This window comes from Gordonibacter sp. 28C (genome assembly GCF_003339845.1).
GTDB lineage: Bacteria > Actinomycetota > Coriobacteriia > Coriobacteriales > Eggerthellaceae > Gordonibacter.
Map to the genome: position 1 here is coordinate 38,038 of NZ_PPTR01000013.1, position 14,674 is coordinate 52,711.

The 14,674-nt window shown below is 69.3% G+C and carries 12 protein-coding genes; 5 read left to right on the forward strand and 7 right to left on the reverse strand.

What is annotated here, in order from left to right:
• Window positions 1-13: 13 nt before the first annotated feature.
• From fabG to C1878_RS13710, 4 genes are all read left to right on the forward strand, one after another.
• Window positions 14-778, forward strand: coding sequence for a 3-oxoacyl-[acyl-carrier-protein] reductase (gene fabG, locus C1878_RS13695; protein WP_114602172.1), 765 nt, complete (start codon window positions 14-16; stop codon window positions 776-778).
• Window positions 775-2,058 (forward strand): beta-ketoacyl-ACP synthase II, encoded by a 1,284-nt coding sequence (gene fabF / locus C1878_RS13700; protein ID WP_114602173.1) that lies wholly within the window; start codon window positions 775-777, stop codon window positions 2,056-2,058. Before fabG ends, fabF begins: the two co-directional genes overlap by 4 nt.
• Window positions 2,059-2,280: 222 nt before the next feature.
• Window positions 2,281-2,730, forward strand: coding sequence for a 3-hydroxyacyl-ACP dehydratase FabZ (fabZ, locus tag C1878_RS13705; RefSeq protein ID WP_114602174.1), 450 nt, complete (start codon window positions 2,281-2,283; stop codon window positions 2,728-2,730).
• Window positions 2,731-2,773: 43 nt separating this feature from the next.
• Window positions 2,774-5,326, forward strand: a complete 2,553-nt coding sequence (locus C1878_RS13710; RefSeq protein WP_114602175.1) for an acetyl-CoA carboxylase carboxyltransferase subunit alpha — start codon at window positions 2,774-2,776, stop codon at window positions 5,324-5,326.
• A 102-nt stretch (window positions 5,327-5,428) separates the two neighbouring features.
• On the opposite strand, the gene C1878_RS13715 is transcribed toward C1878_RS13710, so the two are convergent.
• Both C1878_RS13715 and C1878_RS13720 read right to left on the reverse strand, forming a co-directional pair.
• The gene (locus tag C1878_RS13715) at window positions 5,429-8,734 is read right to left on the reverse strand and encodes a DEAD/DEAH box helicase (protein WP_114602176.1); all 3,306 of its coding nucleotides are present in this window, start codon (window positions 8,732-8,734) and stop codon (window positions 5,429-5,431) included.
• 125 nt (window positions 8,735-8,859) lie between these two features.
• The gene (locus C1878_RS13720) at window positions 8,860-9,450 is read right to left on the reverse strand and encodes an NUDIX hydrolase (protein WP_114602177.1); all 591 of its coding nucleotides are present in this window, start codon (window positions 9,448-9,450) and stop codon (window positions 8,860-8,862) included.
• A 112-nt stretch (window positions 9,451-9,562) separates the two neighbouring features.
• Here C1878_RS13720 and C1878_RS13725 point away from each other — a divergent pair, with 112 nt between their 5' ends.
• Window positions 9,563-10,666, forward strand: coding sequence for a GNAT family N-acetyltransferase (locus tag C1878_RS13725; RefSeq protein ID WP_114602178.1), 1,104 nt, complete (start codon window positions 9,563-9,565; stop codon window positions 10,664-10,666).
• Window positions 10,667-10,675: 9 nt separating this feature from the next.
• On the opposite strand, the gene C1878_RS13730 is transcribed toward C1878_RS13725, so the two are convergent.
• The 5 genes from C1878_RS13730 to C1878_RS13745 form a co-directional block, all read right to left on the reverse strand.
• Entirely contained in the window at window positions 10,676-10,888 is a 213-nt protein-coding gene (locus C1878_RS13730; RefSeq protein WP_114602179.1) for a zinc-ribbon domain-containing protein, read from the reverse strand.
• Entirely contained in the window at window positions 10,870-11,634 is a 765-nt protein-coding gene (locus tag C1878_RS13735; protein ID WP_158539816.1) for a TetR family transcriptional regulator, read from the reverse strand. The genes C1878_RS13730 and C1878_RS13735 overlap by 19 nt, the downstream gene beginning before the upstream one ends.
• Before the next feature lie 134 nt (window positions 11,635-11,768).
• Window positions 11,769-11,996 (reverse strand): hypothetical protein, encoded by a 228-nt coding sequence (locus tag C1878_RS16470; protein WP_147272954.1) that lies wholly within the window; start codon window positions 11,994-11,996, stop codon window positions 11,769-11,771.
• Window positions 11,997-12,008: 12 nt separating this feature from the next.
• Entirely contained in the window at window positions 12,009-12,227 is a 219-nt protein-coding gene (locus tag C1878_RS13740) for a hypothetical protein (protein ID WP_147272955.1), read from the reverse strand.
• A gap of 161 nt (window positions 12,228-12,388) precedes the next feature.
• Complete coding sequence (locus tag C1878_RS13745; RefSeq protein WP_158539817.1) at window positions 12,389-14,617, reverse strand: molybdopterin-dependent oxidoreductase; 2,229 nt, start codon at window positions 14,615-14,617, stop codon at window positions 12,389-12,391.
• Window positions 14,618-14,674: the final 57 nt, after the last annotated feature.

Genomic DNA, 14,674 nt, shown 5'->3' on the forward strand with positions numbered 1-14,674 from the left:
AGCTTTTTCTCCCATGACCAACGAAACCGAAACCCCGCGTCGAAGCGCGGTCGTCACCGGATCGAACCGCGGCATCGGCCGCGCGGTGGCCGAGGAGCTGGCGCGCGCGGGCTTCGACGTGTGCGTGAACTGCTCGAGCGAGGGCGGTCTGCCCGCCGCGCAAGAGCTGGCAGCGCAGCTTGCAGCCGACCACGGCGTGCGCGCCATCGCGGTGGCCGCCAACGTGGCCGACTCGGCCGAGGCGCAGGCGCTCATCGACGCCGCCCATGAGGCGTTCGGCCGCGTGGACGTGCTGGTGAACAACGCCGGCATCACGCGCGACGGGCTGCTGGCGCGCATGAAGGACGAGGACTTCGACGCGGTGATCGACGTGAACCTCAAGGGCACGTTCAACTGCTGCAAGGCCGCGGCCCAGCGCATGATGAAGCAGCGCTACGGACGCATCGTCAACATGTCGAGCGTCGTGGGCGTGGCGGGCAACGCGGGCCAGGCGAACTACGCGGCCTCGAAGGCCGGCGTCATCGGCCTCACGAAGTCCATCGCCCGCGAGCTGGCCGCCCGCAACATAACGGCGAACGCGGTGGCGCCGGGCTTCATCGCCACCGACATGACCGACGCGCTGTCGGAGAAGCAGCGCGAGGCCATCGTGGGGCGCATCGCCAGCAAGCGCCTCGGCGAGCCCGAGGACGTGGCGAAGCTCGTGCGCTTCCTGGCCAGCGAGGACGCGGGCTACATCACCGGACAGGTTGTCTGCATCGACGGAGGTATGTCGCTATGAGCGAGAACACGAACGCATCGACGCGCCGCCCCGACGGCACGCATCGCGTGGTCATCACCGGCATGGGCGCGGTGTCGCCCGCCGGCGTGGGCACCGACGCGCTGTGGGACGCGGTCATGGGCCGCGCCTGCTGCATCGGGCCGGTCACGCGCTTCGACACGACCGACTACGACGTGCACATCGCCGCCGAGGTGCGCGACTTCGACGCCACCGAGCACGGCCTGTCGAAGAAGGAAGCGCGCCGCTTCGAGCGCTTCGTGCAGTACGCCGTCGTGGCTTCCGACGAGGCCCTCGCGCAGTCGGGCCTGGACCTCGAGGCCGAGGACGCCACGCGCATCGCGTGCGTGTTCGGCACGGGCATCGGCGGCATCGACGAGCTGCAGAGCGGATTCTTCACGCTGGCCGAGAAGGGGCCGAAACGCGTGAGCCCGCTGTTCATCCCCACGATGATCGGCAACATCGCGGCCGGGAACCTGTCTATCCGCTACGGTTTGAAGGGCGAGTGCCTCAACGTGGTCACCGCTTGCGCCACCGGGGCGCACTGCATCGGCTCGGCCGTGCGCGACATCCGCCACGGCTACATCGACGCGGCGCTGGCGGGCGGCTCGGAGGAGTCCGTGTCGCCCATCTGCCTGGCGGGCTTCTCGAACCTGGGCGCGCTGACGAAGGCGGAGGATCCCGCCCAGGCGTCGCTGCCGTTCGACGCGCGCCGGGCCGGTTTCGTGGCGGGCGAGGGCGCGGGCGCGGTGGTGCTCGAGTCGCTCGAGCATGCGCTGGGGCGCGGGGCGACGATCTTGGCCGAAGTCACGGGCTTCGGCTCCACGGGCGACGCCTACCACATGACGGCTCCCGAGCCCAGCGGCGAGGGCGTGGCGCGCGCCATGCGCCAGGCGCTCGAGGAAGGCGGTTTCACGCCGGCCGACCTGGGGCATTTGAACGCGCACGGCACGGGCACGCCGGCGAACGACGCCACCGAGTCGAAGGCGCTGCTGGCGCTCGTCGGCGAGGAGGCGGGACGCGCGGTTCCGGTCACGTCGGTGAAGGGCACGACGGGCCACACGCTGGGCGCCGCCGGCGCCATCGAGGCCATCGTCACGGCCTTGTCCGTGATGAACGACTGCGTGCCGCCTACGGCCGGCTTCGCCGAAGCCGACCCCGAGTGCCCGGTGAGCGTCGTGACGGAGGCGAAGACGAACTACCCGCAGAAGGTGGCGCTGTCGAACAGCCTCGGCTTCGGCGGGCACAACGCCTGCTTGGCTATTTCGCCGTATCGCAGGTAGCGGCCTGTGGCCCGCGTGAGGCGATCGGCAGGTTGACCGTAGGGGCGATCTCCTGATCGCCCGCTCGCGCGAAGCGCGAGAACGCGGCACAGGGTTGTTTTCCGGCTTCGCCGGAACGGGCGATCAGGAGATCGCCCCTACGGAGGATTGCCGTCGCCGGAGGTAGGGGCGGCCGTCCTACGGAACCGCTCTGCACGGCAAGGAACGTTGGAAGGAAAGAGCATGGACATCGAATATCCCTGCGGCAAGGACGTCGTTCAGGCGGTGCTGCCGCATCGCGATCCGTTCTGCTGGGTGAGCCGGGTTGCGGCGTGCAAGCCGGGCGTGGAAGTGACGGCCGAGCTGGACGTCGATCCCTCCCTCCCGCTGTTCGCCGGCCACTTTCCCGGGCATCCGGTGCTGCCCGGCGTCATCATCATGGAGGCGCTCGCACAGGCGGCCTCGTTCTGCATTCTGGTGGAGCGCGGCGCGGAGGGGTCCATCGGGTTCCTCACCGGCATCGACGGGGCCAAGTTCCGTCGGCAGGTGGAGCCGGGCGAGACGCTCGTGCTGAAGGCCCGCATCGTGAAATCGTCGTCGCGCCTGTGCGTGGCGGAGGTGGAGGCCAGCGTGGACGGCCAGGTGTGCGCCACGGCCGTGCAGAAGTACGTGCTGGCGAAGGCCGAGGCGTAAGGCGGCGCGTTCGCGCCCCGAGACAGAGGCAAGGGATCATCCGATGAAGCAACGCAAGCAGAACTACATCACGCTCTCCGCCGACGGCGCGGTCGTCCCGCAGCGAAGCGCGTCCGAAGAGACGGCGCCCGCGCAGGAATCGGCCGACGTCGCCTACCGCCTGTCGCGCATGGTGGAGGAGGCGGCCGGCTTTCCGGTGGCCCCGAACGCGCTGGATGCGGCCGACATGTCGGAGTACACCGCCGTGGCGCCGGGCGAGGCCCAGGCCGCCGCGCGCGCCGAGGGGGTCTCGCGCGCCGCAGTGCCGGCGGCCAAGCCCGTCGCGCTCGTGATGGCGCGCTCCAAGTCGGCCAAGCGCCTGTTGCAGGCCGTGGCGGACGCGGGCTTCTGCGCCTGCGCGGTCTACACGCAGGACCGTCGCAACGAAGGGTACCTCAAAGCGGCGCAACGCGCGGTGTGCCTGGGCGAGAAATACTCCGACGCGCTGTTCTGCAACGGCCACGCCGTGCTGGAGGCGGCCGCCGAGTGCGAGGCGGCGGTGGTGCTGCTCTCCGACGAGGCTCTTCCCCTGGCCGAGGTGGACAGCTTCCTGGCCCGCGCCGCCGCGCGGGGCGTCCGCGTGTTCCGCGCCATGAGCCCGGACGCGCCGGCGCTCGGCTGGATACTCTGCTCCACCGACAAGCCCGCCGCCGACGACGGGACGTGGCGCACCTGCCCGCGCTGCGGCCTCTCGTTCGACGAGGCCAGCCTGGCGTCCGGCCATTACGTGTGCCCCTCGTGCGGCGGCTACTTCCGCATGTCGTCGGCCGAGCGCATCGACGACACGCTCGACGCGGACAGCTTCGTCGAATGGAACCGCCGCGTGCCCGAGACCGACCCGCTGGGCTTTCCGGGCTACGAGGACAAGCTGGCCGCGCAGCGCGAGAAGACGGGCCTCGAGGAAGCCGTGCGTACGGGCGAGGGCCGCATCGCCGGTCTGCGCGTGGCCGTGGGCATCATGGAGTCGCGGTTCTTCATGGGCTCCATGGGTTCGGTCGTGGGGGAGAAGCTCTGCCGCATGGTGGAGCGCGCCACCGACGAGCGGCTGCCGGTGGTGGTGTTCACGGCTTCGGGCGGCGCGCGCATGCAGGAGGGCCTCGTCTCGCTCATGCAGATGGCGAAGGTGTCGTGCGCGCTCGCGCGTCACGCCGAGGCGGGGCTGCCGTACCTCTCGGTGCTCACCGACCCCACCACGGGCGGGGTGACCGCGTCGTTCGCCATGCAGGGCGACGTCATCCTGGCCGAACCGCGCGCGCTCATCGGCTTCGCCGGCCAGCGCGTCATCAAAGACACCATCAAGCAGGAGCTGCCCGAGGGCTTCCAAACCGCCGAGTTCGCCCTCGAGCACGGCCTGATCGACGCCATCGTCGAGCGCGGCGAGCTGCGCGCGACGCTTGCGCACCTGCTGGCCATCCATCTGGCTACGGAGGACCGCGGTTCGTGCGGGCCGGGCGAGCGCTCCATCCTGGTGGACTACCAAAAGGTGCGCGACAACCTGGAGCACGGCACGGACACCTACAACACGGTGACGTACGGCATGCTGGAGCCCGAAGGGGGCTTGCCGTTCGGCGAGGCCGCCGCGCGCGGTTCGCGCCGGGCGCAGCGGCTGCTGTCCGGCCTCGCCGGGCGCTTCGAGCGGAGGGGTTCCGGCGCCGCGATGCCCAAGCGCTTGGAGAAGGCTCTCTCGCGCGGCGGCTTCGACGCCGAAGAGGGCGCTTCGCTCGAGGTGAACGGCGTGGTGGTGGGCGGCGGTGCGGACATGGCCGCCGATCCCGGCAACCGCGCATGGCAGAGCGTGCAGCTCGCGCGCAACGTGCACCGTCCCACGGCGCGGGCCTACATCGACACCTTCGTGGACGGCTTCATCGAGCTGCACGGCGACCGCGCGTTCGGCGACGACGAGGCGGTGGTGTGCGGCGTCGGCTGGATAGGCGGCCGCGCCGTCACGGTGATCGCGCAGGAGAAGGGGGCGGACTTGAAGGAGCGCATCCGGCGCAACTTTGGCTGCCCGCAGCCCGAGGGGTACCGCAAGAGCTTGCGGCTCATGCGCCAGGCCGAGAAGTTCGGCCGCCCTGTGGTGTGCCTCGTGGACACGCAGGGCGCGTTCTGCGGCATGGAGGCCGAGGAGCGCGGGCAGGGCAACGCCATCGCCGACAACCTGCTGGCCTTGGCGGGCTTGCGCGTGCCGGTGGTGAGCGTGCTTCTGGGCGAGGGCGGGAGCGGCGGGGCGCTCGCGCTCGCACTGGCCGACCGCGTGGCCATGCAGGAGCACGCCGTGTACTCGGTGCTGTCGCCGGAGGGCTTCGCGTCCATCCTCTGGAAGGACCGCACGCGCGCGCCCGAGGCGGCGGCCGTCATGAAGATGAGCGCCGCCGAGGCCTGCCAGATGGGCATCGTGGACGCCGTGCTATCCGAAGGCCCGGCTCCCGCCCACGAGAACCCTGAGGCCGCCGCCGAGCAGGTGCGCGCCTACGTGGCAGACACCCTCGCCGAGCTGTGCGAGCAACCGATCGAAGAGGTGCTGGAAGCCCGCTACGAGCGCTTCGCGAAGTTCTGAGTTTCGAGCAAGTGATTTTCCTGTCATCCTGAGAGGGGGCTGCACCCCCCCCCTCTCTCTCTCTTGCCATCCTGGACGAAGGCCGCAGGCTCCCTCCTCTTGTCATCCCTGCAGCAGGTCCGCGAGTTCTTCTTTGCTGAGCGACGCCAGCGACACGCCGCCTCCGGCGATCAGCCGGTCGGCCAGCTCGCTTTTGGCGTCCTGCAGGCGCAGGATGCGCTCCTCGATGGTGCCCTCTGCTATGACCTGGTGCACGCTCACCACCTTCGTCTGGCCGATGCGGTGCGCGCGGTCGGTGGCCTGGTTCTGCGCGGCGGCGTTCCACCAGGGGTCGGCGTGCACGACCACCGACGCGCCCGTGAGGTTGAGCCCCGTGCCGCCCGCCTTGAGCGACACGAGGAACGCGGGCGTGTCGTCGGCGTTGAAGGCGTCCACCAGCTCCAGGCGCTTCTTCTTGGGCGTGGCGCCCGTGATGGTGTAGTGGGGCACGCCGGCGCGCGCGAGCCGCTCCGAGATGCGCGCGAGGAAGCTTGTGAACTGCGAGAACACGAGCGTCTTCTCCCCGGCGTCCAAGGCGGACTCCACCAGCTCTATCACGGCGTCCAGCTTCGCGGCGGGGCCGTCGTAGTTCTCGTACAGAAGCCCCGGGTCGCAGCACAGCTGGCGCAACCTCGTGAGCTCGGCGAGTATCTCGACCTTGGTGCGGTCCTTCTCCCGGCTCTTGCGCTCGCGGTGCTGCTCGGTCAGCGCCTCCCGCAGCTGCTGCTCGCTTGCGGCGTACAGGCGGCGCTGCTCGCCCTCCAGGCTCACGCGCACCACCGATTCCAGCTTGTCCGGCAAGTCGCGCAGCACGTCGGCCTTCAGGCGCCTGAGCATGAACGGCCCCACGAGCGCCTGCAGCCGACGCGCGGCCTCGTCGTCGCCGCCGAGCAGCGGCAGCTCGAAGCGCTCGCGGAAGCGCATGTAGGATCCCAGGAGCCCCGGCATGAGGAAGTCGAAGATGCTCCACAGCTCGCTCGGGCGGTTCTCCACCGGCGTGCCGGTGAGGGCGAAGCGGTGGCGGGCCCGCACGCGTTTGACGCCGCGCGCCGTCTTGGTGGCATGGTTCTTCACGTACTGCGCCTCGTCGAGCACGCAGCAGAAAAACGATCGGCGGGCGTAGTCGTCCGCGTCGATGCGCAGCAGGTCGTAGGAGGTCACGAGCACGTCGCAGGGCTTCGCGCCGTCGCCGGCCGTCCCGTTTCCGTACGTTGCGCCGCCGCAGGCCTCGTCGCGCGCGAGGGCCCGCTCGCGCTTCGTGCCCGCGATGGCGCGCACGTCCAGCTGCGGCGCGAAGCGCTCGAGCTCGGCCTTCCAGTTGTACACGAGCGATGCCGGGCATACGATGAGGCTGGGCCCCTCGGCGCGCGCCTCGTCGCGGCGCGCGAGCAGGAAGGCGATGAGCTGCACGGACTTGCCCAGGCCCATCTCGTCGGCCAGGATGCCGCCGAACCCCGCGTCGGCGAGCGCGCTCATCCAGCGGAAGCCCGCCTCCTGGTAGGGGCGCAGCGTGCCCGCGAGCGACGCCGGTGCGCGGTAGGCGCGCTCGTCGATTCGGCGGAAGTTCTCCACGTAGCGCGTGAACGACTTGTCTCGCTCGGCGTCCTGAAGCGCTTCGTCCAGGTAGAGCGCGCGGAAGGCGGGCAGCTGCACCGTGCCCGACGACAGCTCCCTGGCCGTGATGCCGAAATCCTCCACGAGGCGGTCGAGCTCGGCCAGGTCGTAGCCCTCCAGGCTCACGAACGCGCCGTTGCGCAGCCGGTGGTAGCGCTTGCGCTTGCGGTAGCTGGACAGGAGCGCGGCGAGCTCCGAGGCGGGCAGGTCGTCGGAGGACACGGTGAGGTTCACCAGATCCCCCGCGAGGGAGAGCCCCGTGGCGATGCGCGGCTGCTTGTCGCGCAAGAGCCGGTCGAAGGCGGGCGTGGTGAACACCTCGCCGAGTTCCTGGAAGCGGGCGAGGCCGCCGAACACGAGCGACGCGACGGCCTCGTCGTCGCCTATCTCGATGAACGGATCCGGCAGGTCGAAATACCGCTCCACCAAGTCGCGCGCCCTGCCTTCCAACCGCTCGTCCCGCAGCGGGCCGGGGGAGGGCTCGGGCCTTCCGCCCTGCCGCGCTCCGCCTCCGGTCCCGGCTTCCGGCGCCTCGAACAGCGGGTGGCGCCGCTCCCCGTACACGGCTTGGGCGTCGCAGGTGACTCCGCGCTTGTCCCGGTCGAAGTAGAACTCCAGCCGGCAGGGCACCGGGCGGTAGGCGTTCACCTCTTCGGGGGCGACCACGTGCAGGTGCTCCTCGATGGCGGGCAGCACGGCCGCGCAGAACAGGGGCATGTCGGACTCGCTCACGAACAGGCGGTCGTCGTCGCTTTCGTACACGTTGCGCAGGAAGTCGGCCGTGCGCGCGAAGCCGGGAGAGCAACGGTAGAACAGGTCGTCCCGCCACACGTACATGCGCTCTCCCTGCGCGGCGAAGGGGATGTCGTCTCCGCGCGCGATGACGAAGCCGCCTTTGTCCGTTCGGTTCAGGCGCACGTCGACGAGCGGGTCCTCGTGGACGATGCGCGCCTGCGTGACGGAACGCGTGCCGTAGTCGGTCCCCTCGACGGTGAACGCGGTGCCGTCCAGCGCGTCCAGGAGCTCGATAAGCTCCCAGTCGGACAGGTCCAGGCTGCGCTCCACCTCGTCTCGGCTGCGATAGCGGCCGTACAGAGGGCCATTCGCCTGCTCGCGCAGCGAGACCGCCTTTTCCAGGAAGCGGGCGAGGGCGCGCCCGCGGTCGGTGAACGCGGAGGGGACGTGGGCGAAGGCGAGCTTCTTGCCGTAGGAGAAGCGCTCGCCGGTGCGCATGCGGCGCACGAAGTCGGAGATGCTGCGCAGGACGTAGGAGCCGTTCGGGCCGGCCACGCGGAAATGCGCCGACCACGTGCGGTAGCCGTAGGCGACGGTGGCTTCCAGATCGACGGTGCCGGGCTCCTCGGCGCCCGCCTGGCGCGCGCGTTCCATGAACGCGGCGATGCTCGGCGACGTGGACGCCGTGCGCACCTCCCGATAGCCCAGGAATTTCTCGGGGGCCTTCCCGTAGGCCAGAAGCAGCGCGGCGGAGTGCTTGCACATGCCGTCGTACTCGCGGTAGGCGGGGCAGGTGCACGCGTAGTCCGTGACGACGTCGGCCTCCTCGTCGAAGGACGCGGAGGTGCGGTAGCGGTCGTTCCAGCCGTTGCTCGAGGCGACGAACGCGGAGAGCACGGTCTCGTCGCCGTCGTAGCGCACCTGCTTCGTGAGGATGTTCCGATCGGAGGCCGCGATCGCCTGGGCCCGCTGCAGCGTGCGCGGGTAACAGTGCTCCGCGATGGCGTCTTCCGAGATCATATAGGCTTTCTGCTCCTTGTTCCGCGAACGGGTGTACTGTTCATCATACTACAGACCATGGCGCGAAGGGATGCGGATGCGCGCTCCGCGCGTTAAATCGGCAAAGTACGGGTCCTGGGCGGCGCCTAAGAGCTGGTCGGTCGCCCCAGGTCAACGGTGCTCAGCTTGTCGATGAGCTTGCGGTAGATGCGCTCCCGTATCCAGGGCTCGGTCGACACGGCGCAGACGTCGTCCAGGTCCACCCACCTCACGCCGCTGTTCTCGTCGGGCTTGACGCACAGCGGCTCGTCCGGCGAGGCCACGGCCAGGTACGTGACGTTCAAATGCAGGTGCGAGCTCACGTAGCGTCCGCGCTTCTCGTGGCCGTCCACCGTGAGCACCTCGAGCGAGTAGATGCCGCCCGGTCCGCACGGCACGAGGTGCGCGTGTGCGACGCCGGTCTCCTCTTTTAGCTCGCGCAGCGCCACGCGGGCGAGGTCGCGCTCGCCGTCCGCGTGCCCGCCGATCCAGCTCCACGAGTCGTAGAGGTTGTGGTACACCATGAGCGTGCGCGCCCGGGTGGCGTCGACCGTCCAGACGGAGCATGCCATATGGGCGGGGGACGAACGGTCGAACGCGTGCGGATCGGTCTCGAGCGCGCGCAGGATGACCTGCCGGTCGGCCGTCTCCTGCTCGTTGAAGGGCTCGTAGGCGCGTATGTCGTCGATGAGGCTCATGGGTGCCCATTGTACGCGGAGCCCCCGCGAAGGGCAACGCCGCGGAGGCGCCGCCGTGTTAGAATGGCGTTTCGGTCGCCGTTCGCCCAACGCCACGGAAGAGAGGCCCCTCTTGAAGATTGCCGTCAGCTCCTGCCTTATGGGAGAGCCCTGCCGCTTCGACGGACGGGCCTGCCCGAACGAAGCGGCCCGGTCCCTGCGAGACGTTGACGGCATCGAGCTCGTGGAGCTGTGCCCGGAGGTCCTCGGCGGCCTGCCCACGCCGCGCCCACCGAGCGAGATCGCCGCGTCGGAGCGCGTCCTGCGCGTGACGAACGCGGAGGGTGTCGACGTCACGGCCGCGTTCATGGAAGGCGCGCAGAGGGCGCTCGAGATCGTGCAGCGAAACGAATGCAAGCTGGCCGTGCTCAAGGCGAAGAGCCCGTCGTGCGGCAACGGGCGCGTCTACGACGGCACGTTCACGGGAACGCTGGCGGAAGGCTACGGCGCGACGGCGCGCCTGCTGCGCGGGGAGGGCGTGCGCGTGATCGACGAGGAGCGGCTGGGCGCGGCGCTCGCCGCGTCCGAGGCGCGCCATCCGGGCGCACGGCCCGCCCTTCTCGCTGCCGCCTCGGCGGAGTGCCCCGTGCTCGAGACCGAGCGGCTCGTGCTGCGCGCCATCGCGCCGGACGACGCCGAGGACGTGTTCGCCTACTGCTCGGATCCGGACGTGGGCGCGGACGCCGGGTGGCCCATGCACCGCACCGTCGAGGACTCGCGCGCGTTCATCGATGCCGCGGCCTGCGAGCCGCACGTGTTCGGCCTGTTCGAGAAGGTTCCCGCCGCCGACGGATCCGCCACCTCGGCCGGCGACGAATCCGCAGCGTTGCGCACGGGCCCCTGCATCGGCTCGGTCGGGCTCATCCCCGACCCGCAGCGGCGCAACGTGGACGCCCTCATGCTGGGCTACTCCATGGCGAAGCCCGCCTGGGGCCGCGGCTATATGACCGAGGCGTCGCGCGAGGTGCTGTGCTACGGCTTCGAGGAGCTGGCGCTCGACCTGGTCTCCTGCACGCATTACCCGTCAAACGACCGCTCCCGCCGCGTCATCGAGAAGTGCGGCTTCGCGCACGAGGGCACCATCCACGCCGCCGAGGCCGGCCCCGACGGCGTCGTGCGGGATCTCGAGTCGTACTACTTGACGCGGGTAGGATGGGCTGCCGGGGCGCGCGGCTGAGGGGACGCCCTACGCGCCGCCGTCCGGCCGCTCCCGGCCGTCGCGGCCCGCTTCGCGCCGTTCAGCCGCCACGGCGGGCTTGCGGTAGAGGAACGTGAAGCAATGCGGGCAGCTCAGCGCGTCGTCGGGAACCGGCTCGCCGCATGCGGGGCAGCGGCCGTCGTCGACGTCGGCGCCGTTCCCGTCCATGCAGGCGCCGCACATCACGCAGGGGATGCACATGGGGCGCCTCCTTTCCCTGGCCGATCTTCGGAGCCCGGTTCCCGGGCGGCCTTCTCGATCTCCTGCCGTATGAGGGCGGCCAACGAGTCGTGCACGACGTTCTCGAAGGGGATGATGTCGCGCGCGGTGCGTCGCGCCGACGTGTAGTTGAGGCGCTCGACGAAGCGCGACAGGAACGCTCCCGTGTAGAACTCGGCGAGGAAGTCGACTCCCGCGTTGCTCGTCATGCGCTCTCGCAGGGCCTTCCGCTCCACCGCGCTCTGCCGGCCGATCTCGCGGTCGATGAGGAAGAGGATGTCCTCCTTGATTGCAGGAAAGAACAGCTGGTGCAGGTAGAAGTCGAGCGTTCCCGGCCCGCGCGTCGAGAAGATGCGGCGGTAGTACGCCCTCCGCTTCTCCAGGGAATAGGAGAGCGCGGCGAAGAAGGGAGCGTTGTAGATGCGCCCCGACTCCTCGATCCGGCGCGCGTAGAACGGGAACTCCGCGAGCGGATTGTCCGGCGAGTCCTGCTCGCGCACGAGCAGGTCCTCGGGGAATTTGTCGGCGAGCCCGCTTGCCAAATCGTAGCGGAACAGCCAAACGACCAGCTGCTCCTTGTCGGCGAAGTGGTAGTAGAACGTCTTGCGGTGCTTGCCCGACGCCTCCGCGATCATATTGACGGTGATCCGCTCGGCGGGCATGGCTTCCACGAGGCGTACGAACGCTTCGGCTAGGCGGAGTTTCGCTTCGTAGCGCTTCGGGCTCATGCGGCACCTCGAACGGCTCGTCTGCGCGCGGCCGGTCGACGCCGCGCTGGCAACTGCGGTTTCCATGATAGCGCGGAAGTACCTGCGGCGAAACGGCTTGCCGCAGGTACTTCCTGTTTTTCTACGGTCGAGGGTTACGCGCCGCCCTCCGGATTCCCCGGCGCTTTCGGCGGCATGGGCGCCTTGGGCGCTCCCGGCGCGGCCGGAGCGCCTGGCGCGCCGGGAGCCGTCGCCTGGTCCTGCGGCTTCCTCATCATCGCTCCGCATTCGGGGCAGGTGCCGTCGGGGTTCGGCTCGGCGACGATGTAGCAGCCGGGGCACACCACCTCGCCCGCCTCCGCCGTGGGTGGCCTGAAGCACATGGTTGAGCCTCCTTACCATTCGCAGTTCGACATGAGGATGAAGTTGCCGGCCGTCGAGGACCATTCCTCCAGCTTGAAGGGGTCGACGTCGATCTTCCCCGCGAGTTCCGCGCGGGAGTCGGGGTACTTGGCCACTTCGTAGAAGTCCTCGATGGTGCCGATGCCCAGGTCCTTGAGCTTCGTCACCGCGTCGGGGTCGATACCGAACAGCTTGTCGAGATCGGCAGCCATGAAAATCATCCGCCTTTCCTGGTCGTCCGCGCGACGGGGTCGTCGTGCGGGAATCGTCAACATGCCAATGCGCCCGCCCCCGATCCTCGCCGGACGGGGGCGGGCGTTTGCGCGGCGCTCGGGCGGCTTAAACGGGCCCGCCTCGGCGCCGCGCCGTTTTCCTACAGGTCCTGCTCCTCGCACTTGTACACCTTCGCGGCCACGCCGGTTTGCTGCCAAGCGCCGATGAGCTGGTCGAGCGTGTCGGGATCGTCGTCCAGAAGCACGTTCGCGTTCGACTCGAACGCCCCGAACAGGCTCGGCAGGGCCTCTTCCTTCTCCGGGAACCACCAGTCGTGCTGCACGCTGATGACGCGCGGGTCCACGATGGACGTCTTGCGAGCGCGCTGCTTGATGCGGCCCATGTGCGTTTCGATCCAGCACCAGTCGCCGTCGCGGATGTCCAGGTCGATGGCCGTGTCGGGATGGATGTCGAAGATCGGGTCGGGGTGCAGGTCGCGGTACGGGCCGGGCTGGCGGTGCTCCGAGTGGTAGAACGGCATGAAGCGCGCGCCGGTGATCATGGCGAGCGGGTAGACGCCTTCCCATTCGGGGTGCTTCTCCACGCTGAGGCCCGGGTACTCGAAGTGCGGCAGCGGGTCGAACGGCAAACCCGTTTCCGCGGCCAGCTTCTCCACCACGCTCGACTTCAGCTCCACCTTGCCCGAGGGCGTGAGGAACTTGTAGCCGGGCTCCTTGTACTTCTCGAACTTCTTCTGGCCGGCCATGTACTTCACGTCGTTGTAGAACTTTTCGTGCGTCATGCCCATGGGAGCCAGCTGGAAGTCCAGCATGCCCTCGGTGGTGGGGCCCCACCACTTGTCCTCCTGGCCCAGGCGGCAGGCCAGGCCGTAGAAGAACTCGTAATCGTCGCGGAAGTCCACGTCGGCGCCGCCTTCGAAGCGCTCTATCACGCGGGCCTGCGCGCCGAAGTACATGGGGCGGTGGTTCATGACCGCGTAGCAGTTGTCGGGACGCTCGAGCCAGGTGGCAGCCGGCAGCGCGTAGTCGGCCAGCGCCGCCGTGGGCGTGAGGAAGTAGTCGTGCACCACCAGAAGCTCCAGGTTCATGAGCGCTTCCACCACGAGCTTCGTGTTCGAGAACGCCATGACCGGGTTGTCGGCCTGCACGATGAGCGCCTTCACGGGGTAGGGGTCGCCGTCGCGCATGGCGCGGAACAGCAGCGGCGCGTTGCTGTACGGGTAGAACGACGGGTACGCCTGCGAGATGACGTCCCAGCCCTTGAACGTGAGGCCGGGGAAGCGGTCGTTGCCGATCATCTTGTCGCGCTGCTCCTGCGAGAGCGCGTAGTGCTCGTAGAACGCCGGGGGGAAGCGCGACGGGGGTGCCAGCTGGTCGCCGCCCTTCTTGTCGATGTTGCCCGTGATGGCGCGCAGGATGGCCTTGGCCTGGATGGCGCTCGAGGCGTTGATGCCGCTGGCGTCGCCGCCCTTCTGGCCCCACGGTAGGCAGGCCGACGGCGCGGTGGCGTACATGCGGGCCGCCTCGCGGATCTTGTCGGCCGGGACCCAGGTGATCTCGGCCACTTTCTCGGGCGGGTACTCCTTCGCGCGCTCGCGCAGCTCGTCGAAGCCGATGCACCACTCGTCCACGAACTCGTGGTCGTAGAGGTCCTCTTCGACGATGACGTTGATGAAGCCGAGCGCGAGCGCCGCGTCGGTGCCGGGGCGCAGCTGCAGGAACAGGTCGGCCTGCTGGGCGACTTCGCTGAAGCGCGGGTCGATGACCAGCAGCTTTGCCCCCCGCTCCTTGCGGTTCGTGTCGACCCAATGCCACAGCAGCGGCTCCGACGCGATGGTGTTGCGCCCCCACAGCACCACGAGGTCGGCGTTCACCCAGTCGGCCTTGTCGGAGCAGAAGCCGCCGTACGTGCAGGGCTCGAGCCACATGTCGGAGCTGTAGCAGATGGTGCCGTTGCCGCCGGTGTTCGGGCTGCCGAACAGGTTGGTGAACTTGTAGTGCAGCCAGCTCCACGTGCGCGCCGTGCCCTCGGTGAAGGCCAGCGTCTCGGGGCCGTACTCGTCGCGCAGTTCCGCCAGCTTCGCGGCTATCTCGTCGAACGCCTGGTCCCACGAGATCTCCTCCCACTGCCCGCCGCCGCGCTCTCCTTTGCGCTTGAGCGGCTTCTTCAGGCGGTTCGGGTTGTAGACGAACCCTTCGAGGTAGCGTCCCTTGTCCAAGCGGGAGCACGTGTAGCCCTTGTTGTGCGGGCAGTCCGGGTCGCCCTCGATGTTCGTGATCCTGCCGTTGACCTTCGTCACCAGCACGCCGCAGCGCACGTGGCAGAAGAAGCAACCTGCTCGCAGTACCTCCACCTTGTCTTCAGCCATGAGTCCTCTTCCTCTCGTCTTGTCGGTCGACGATTGCGGATGATCGTTTCGCCTTCG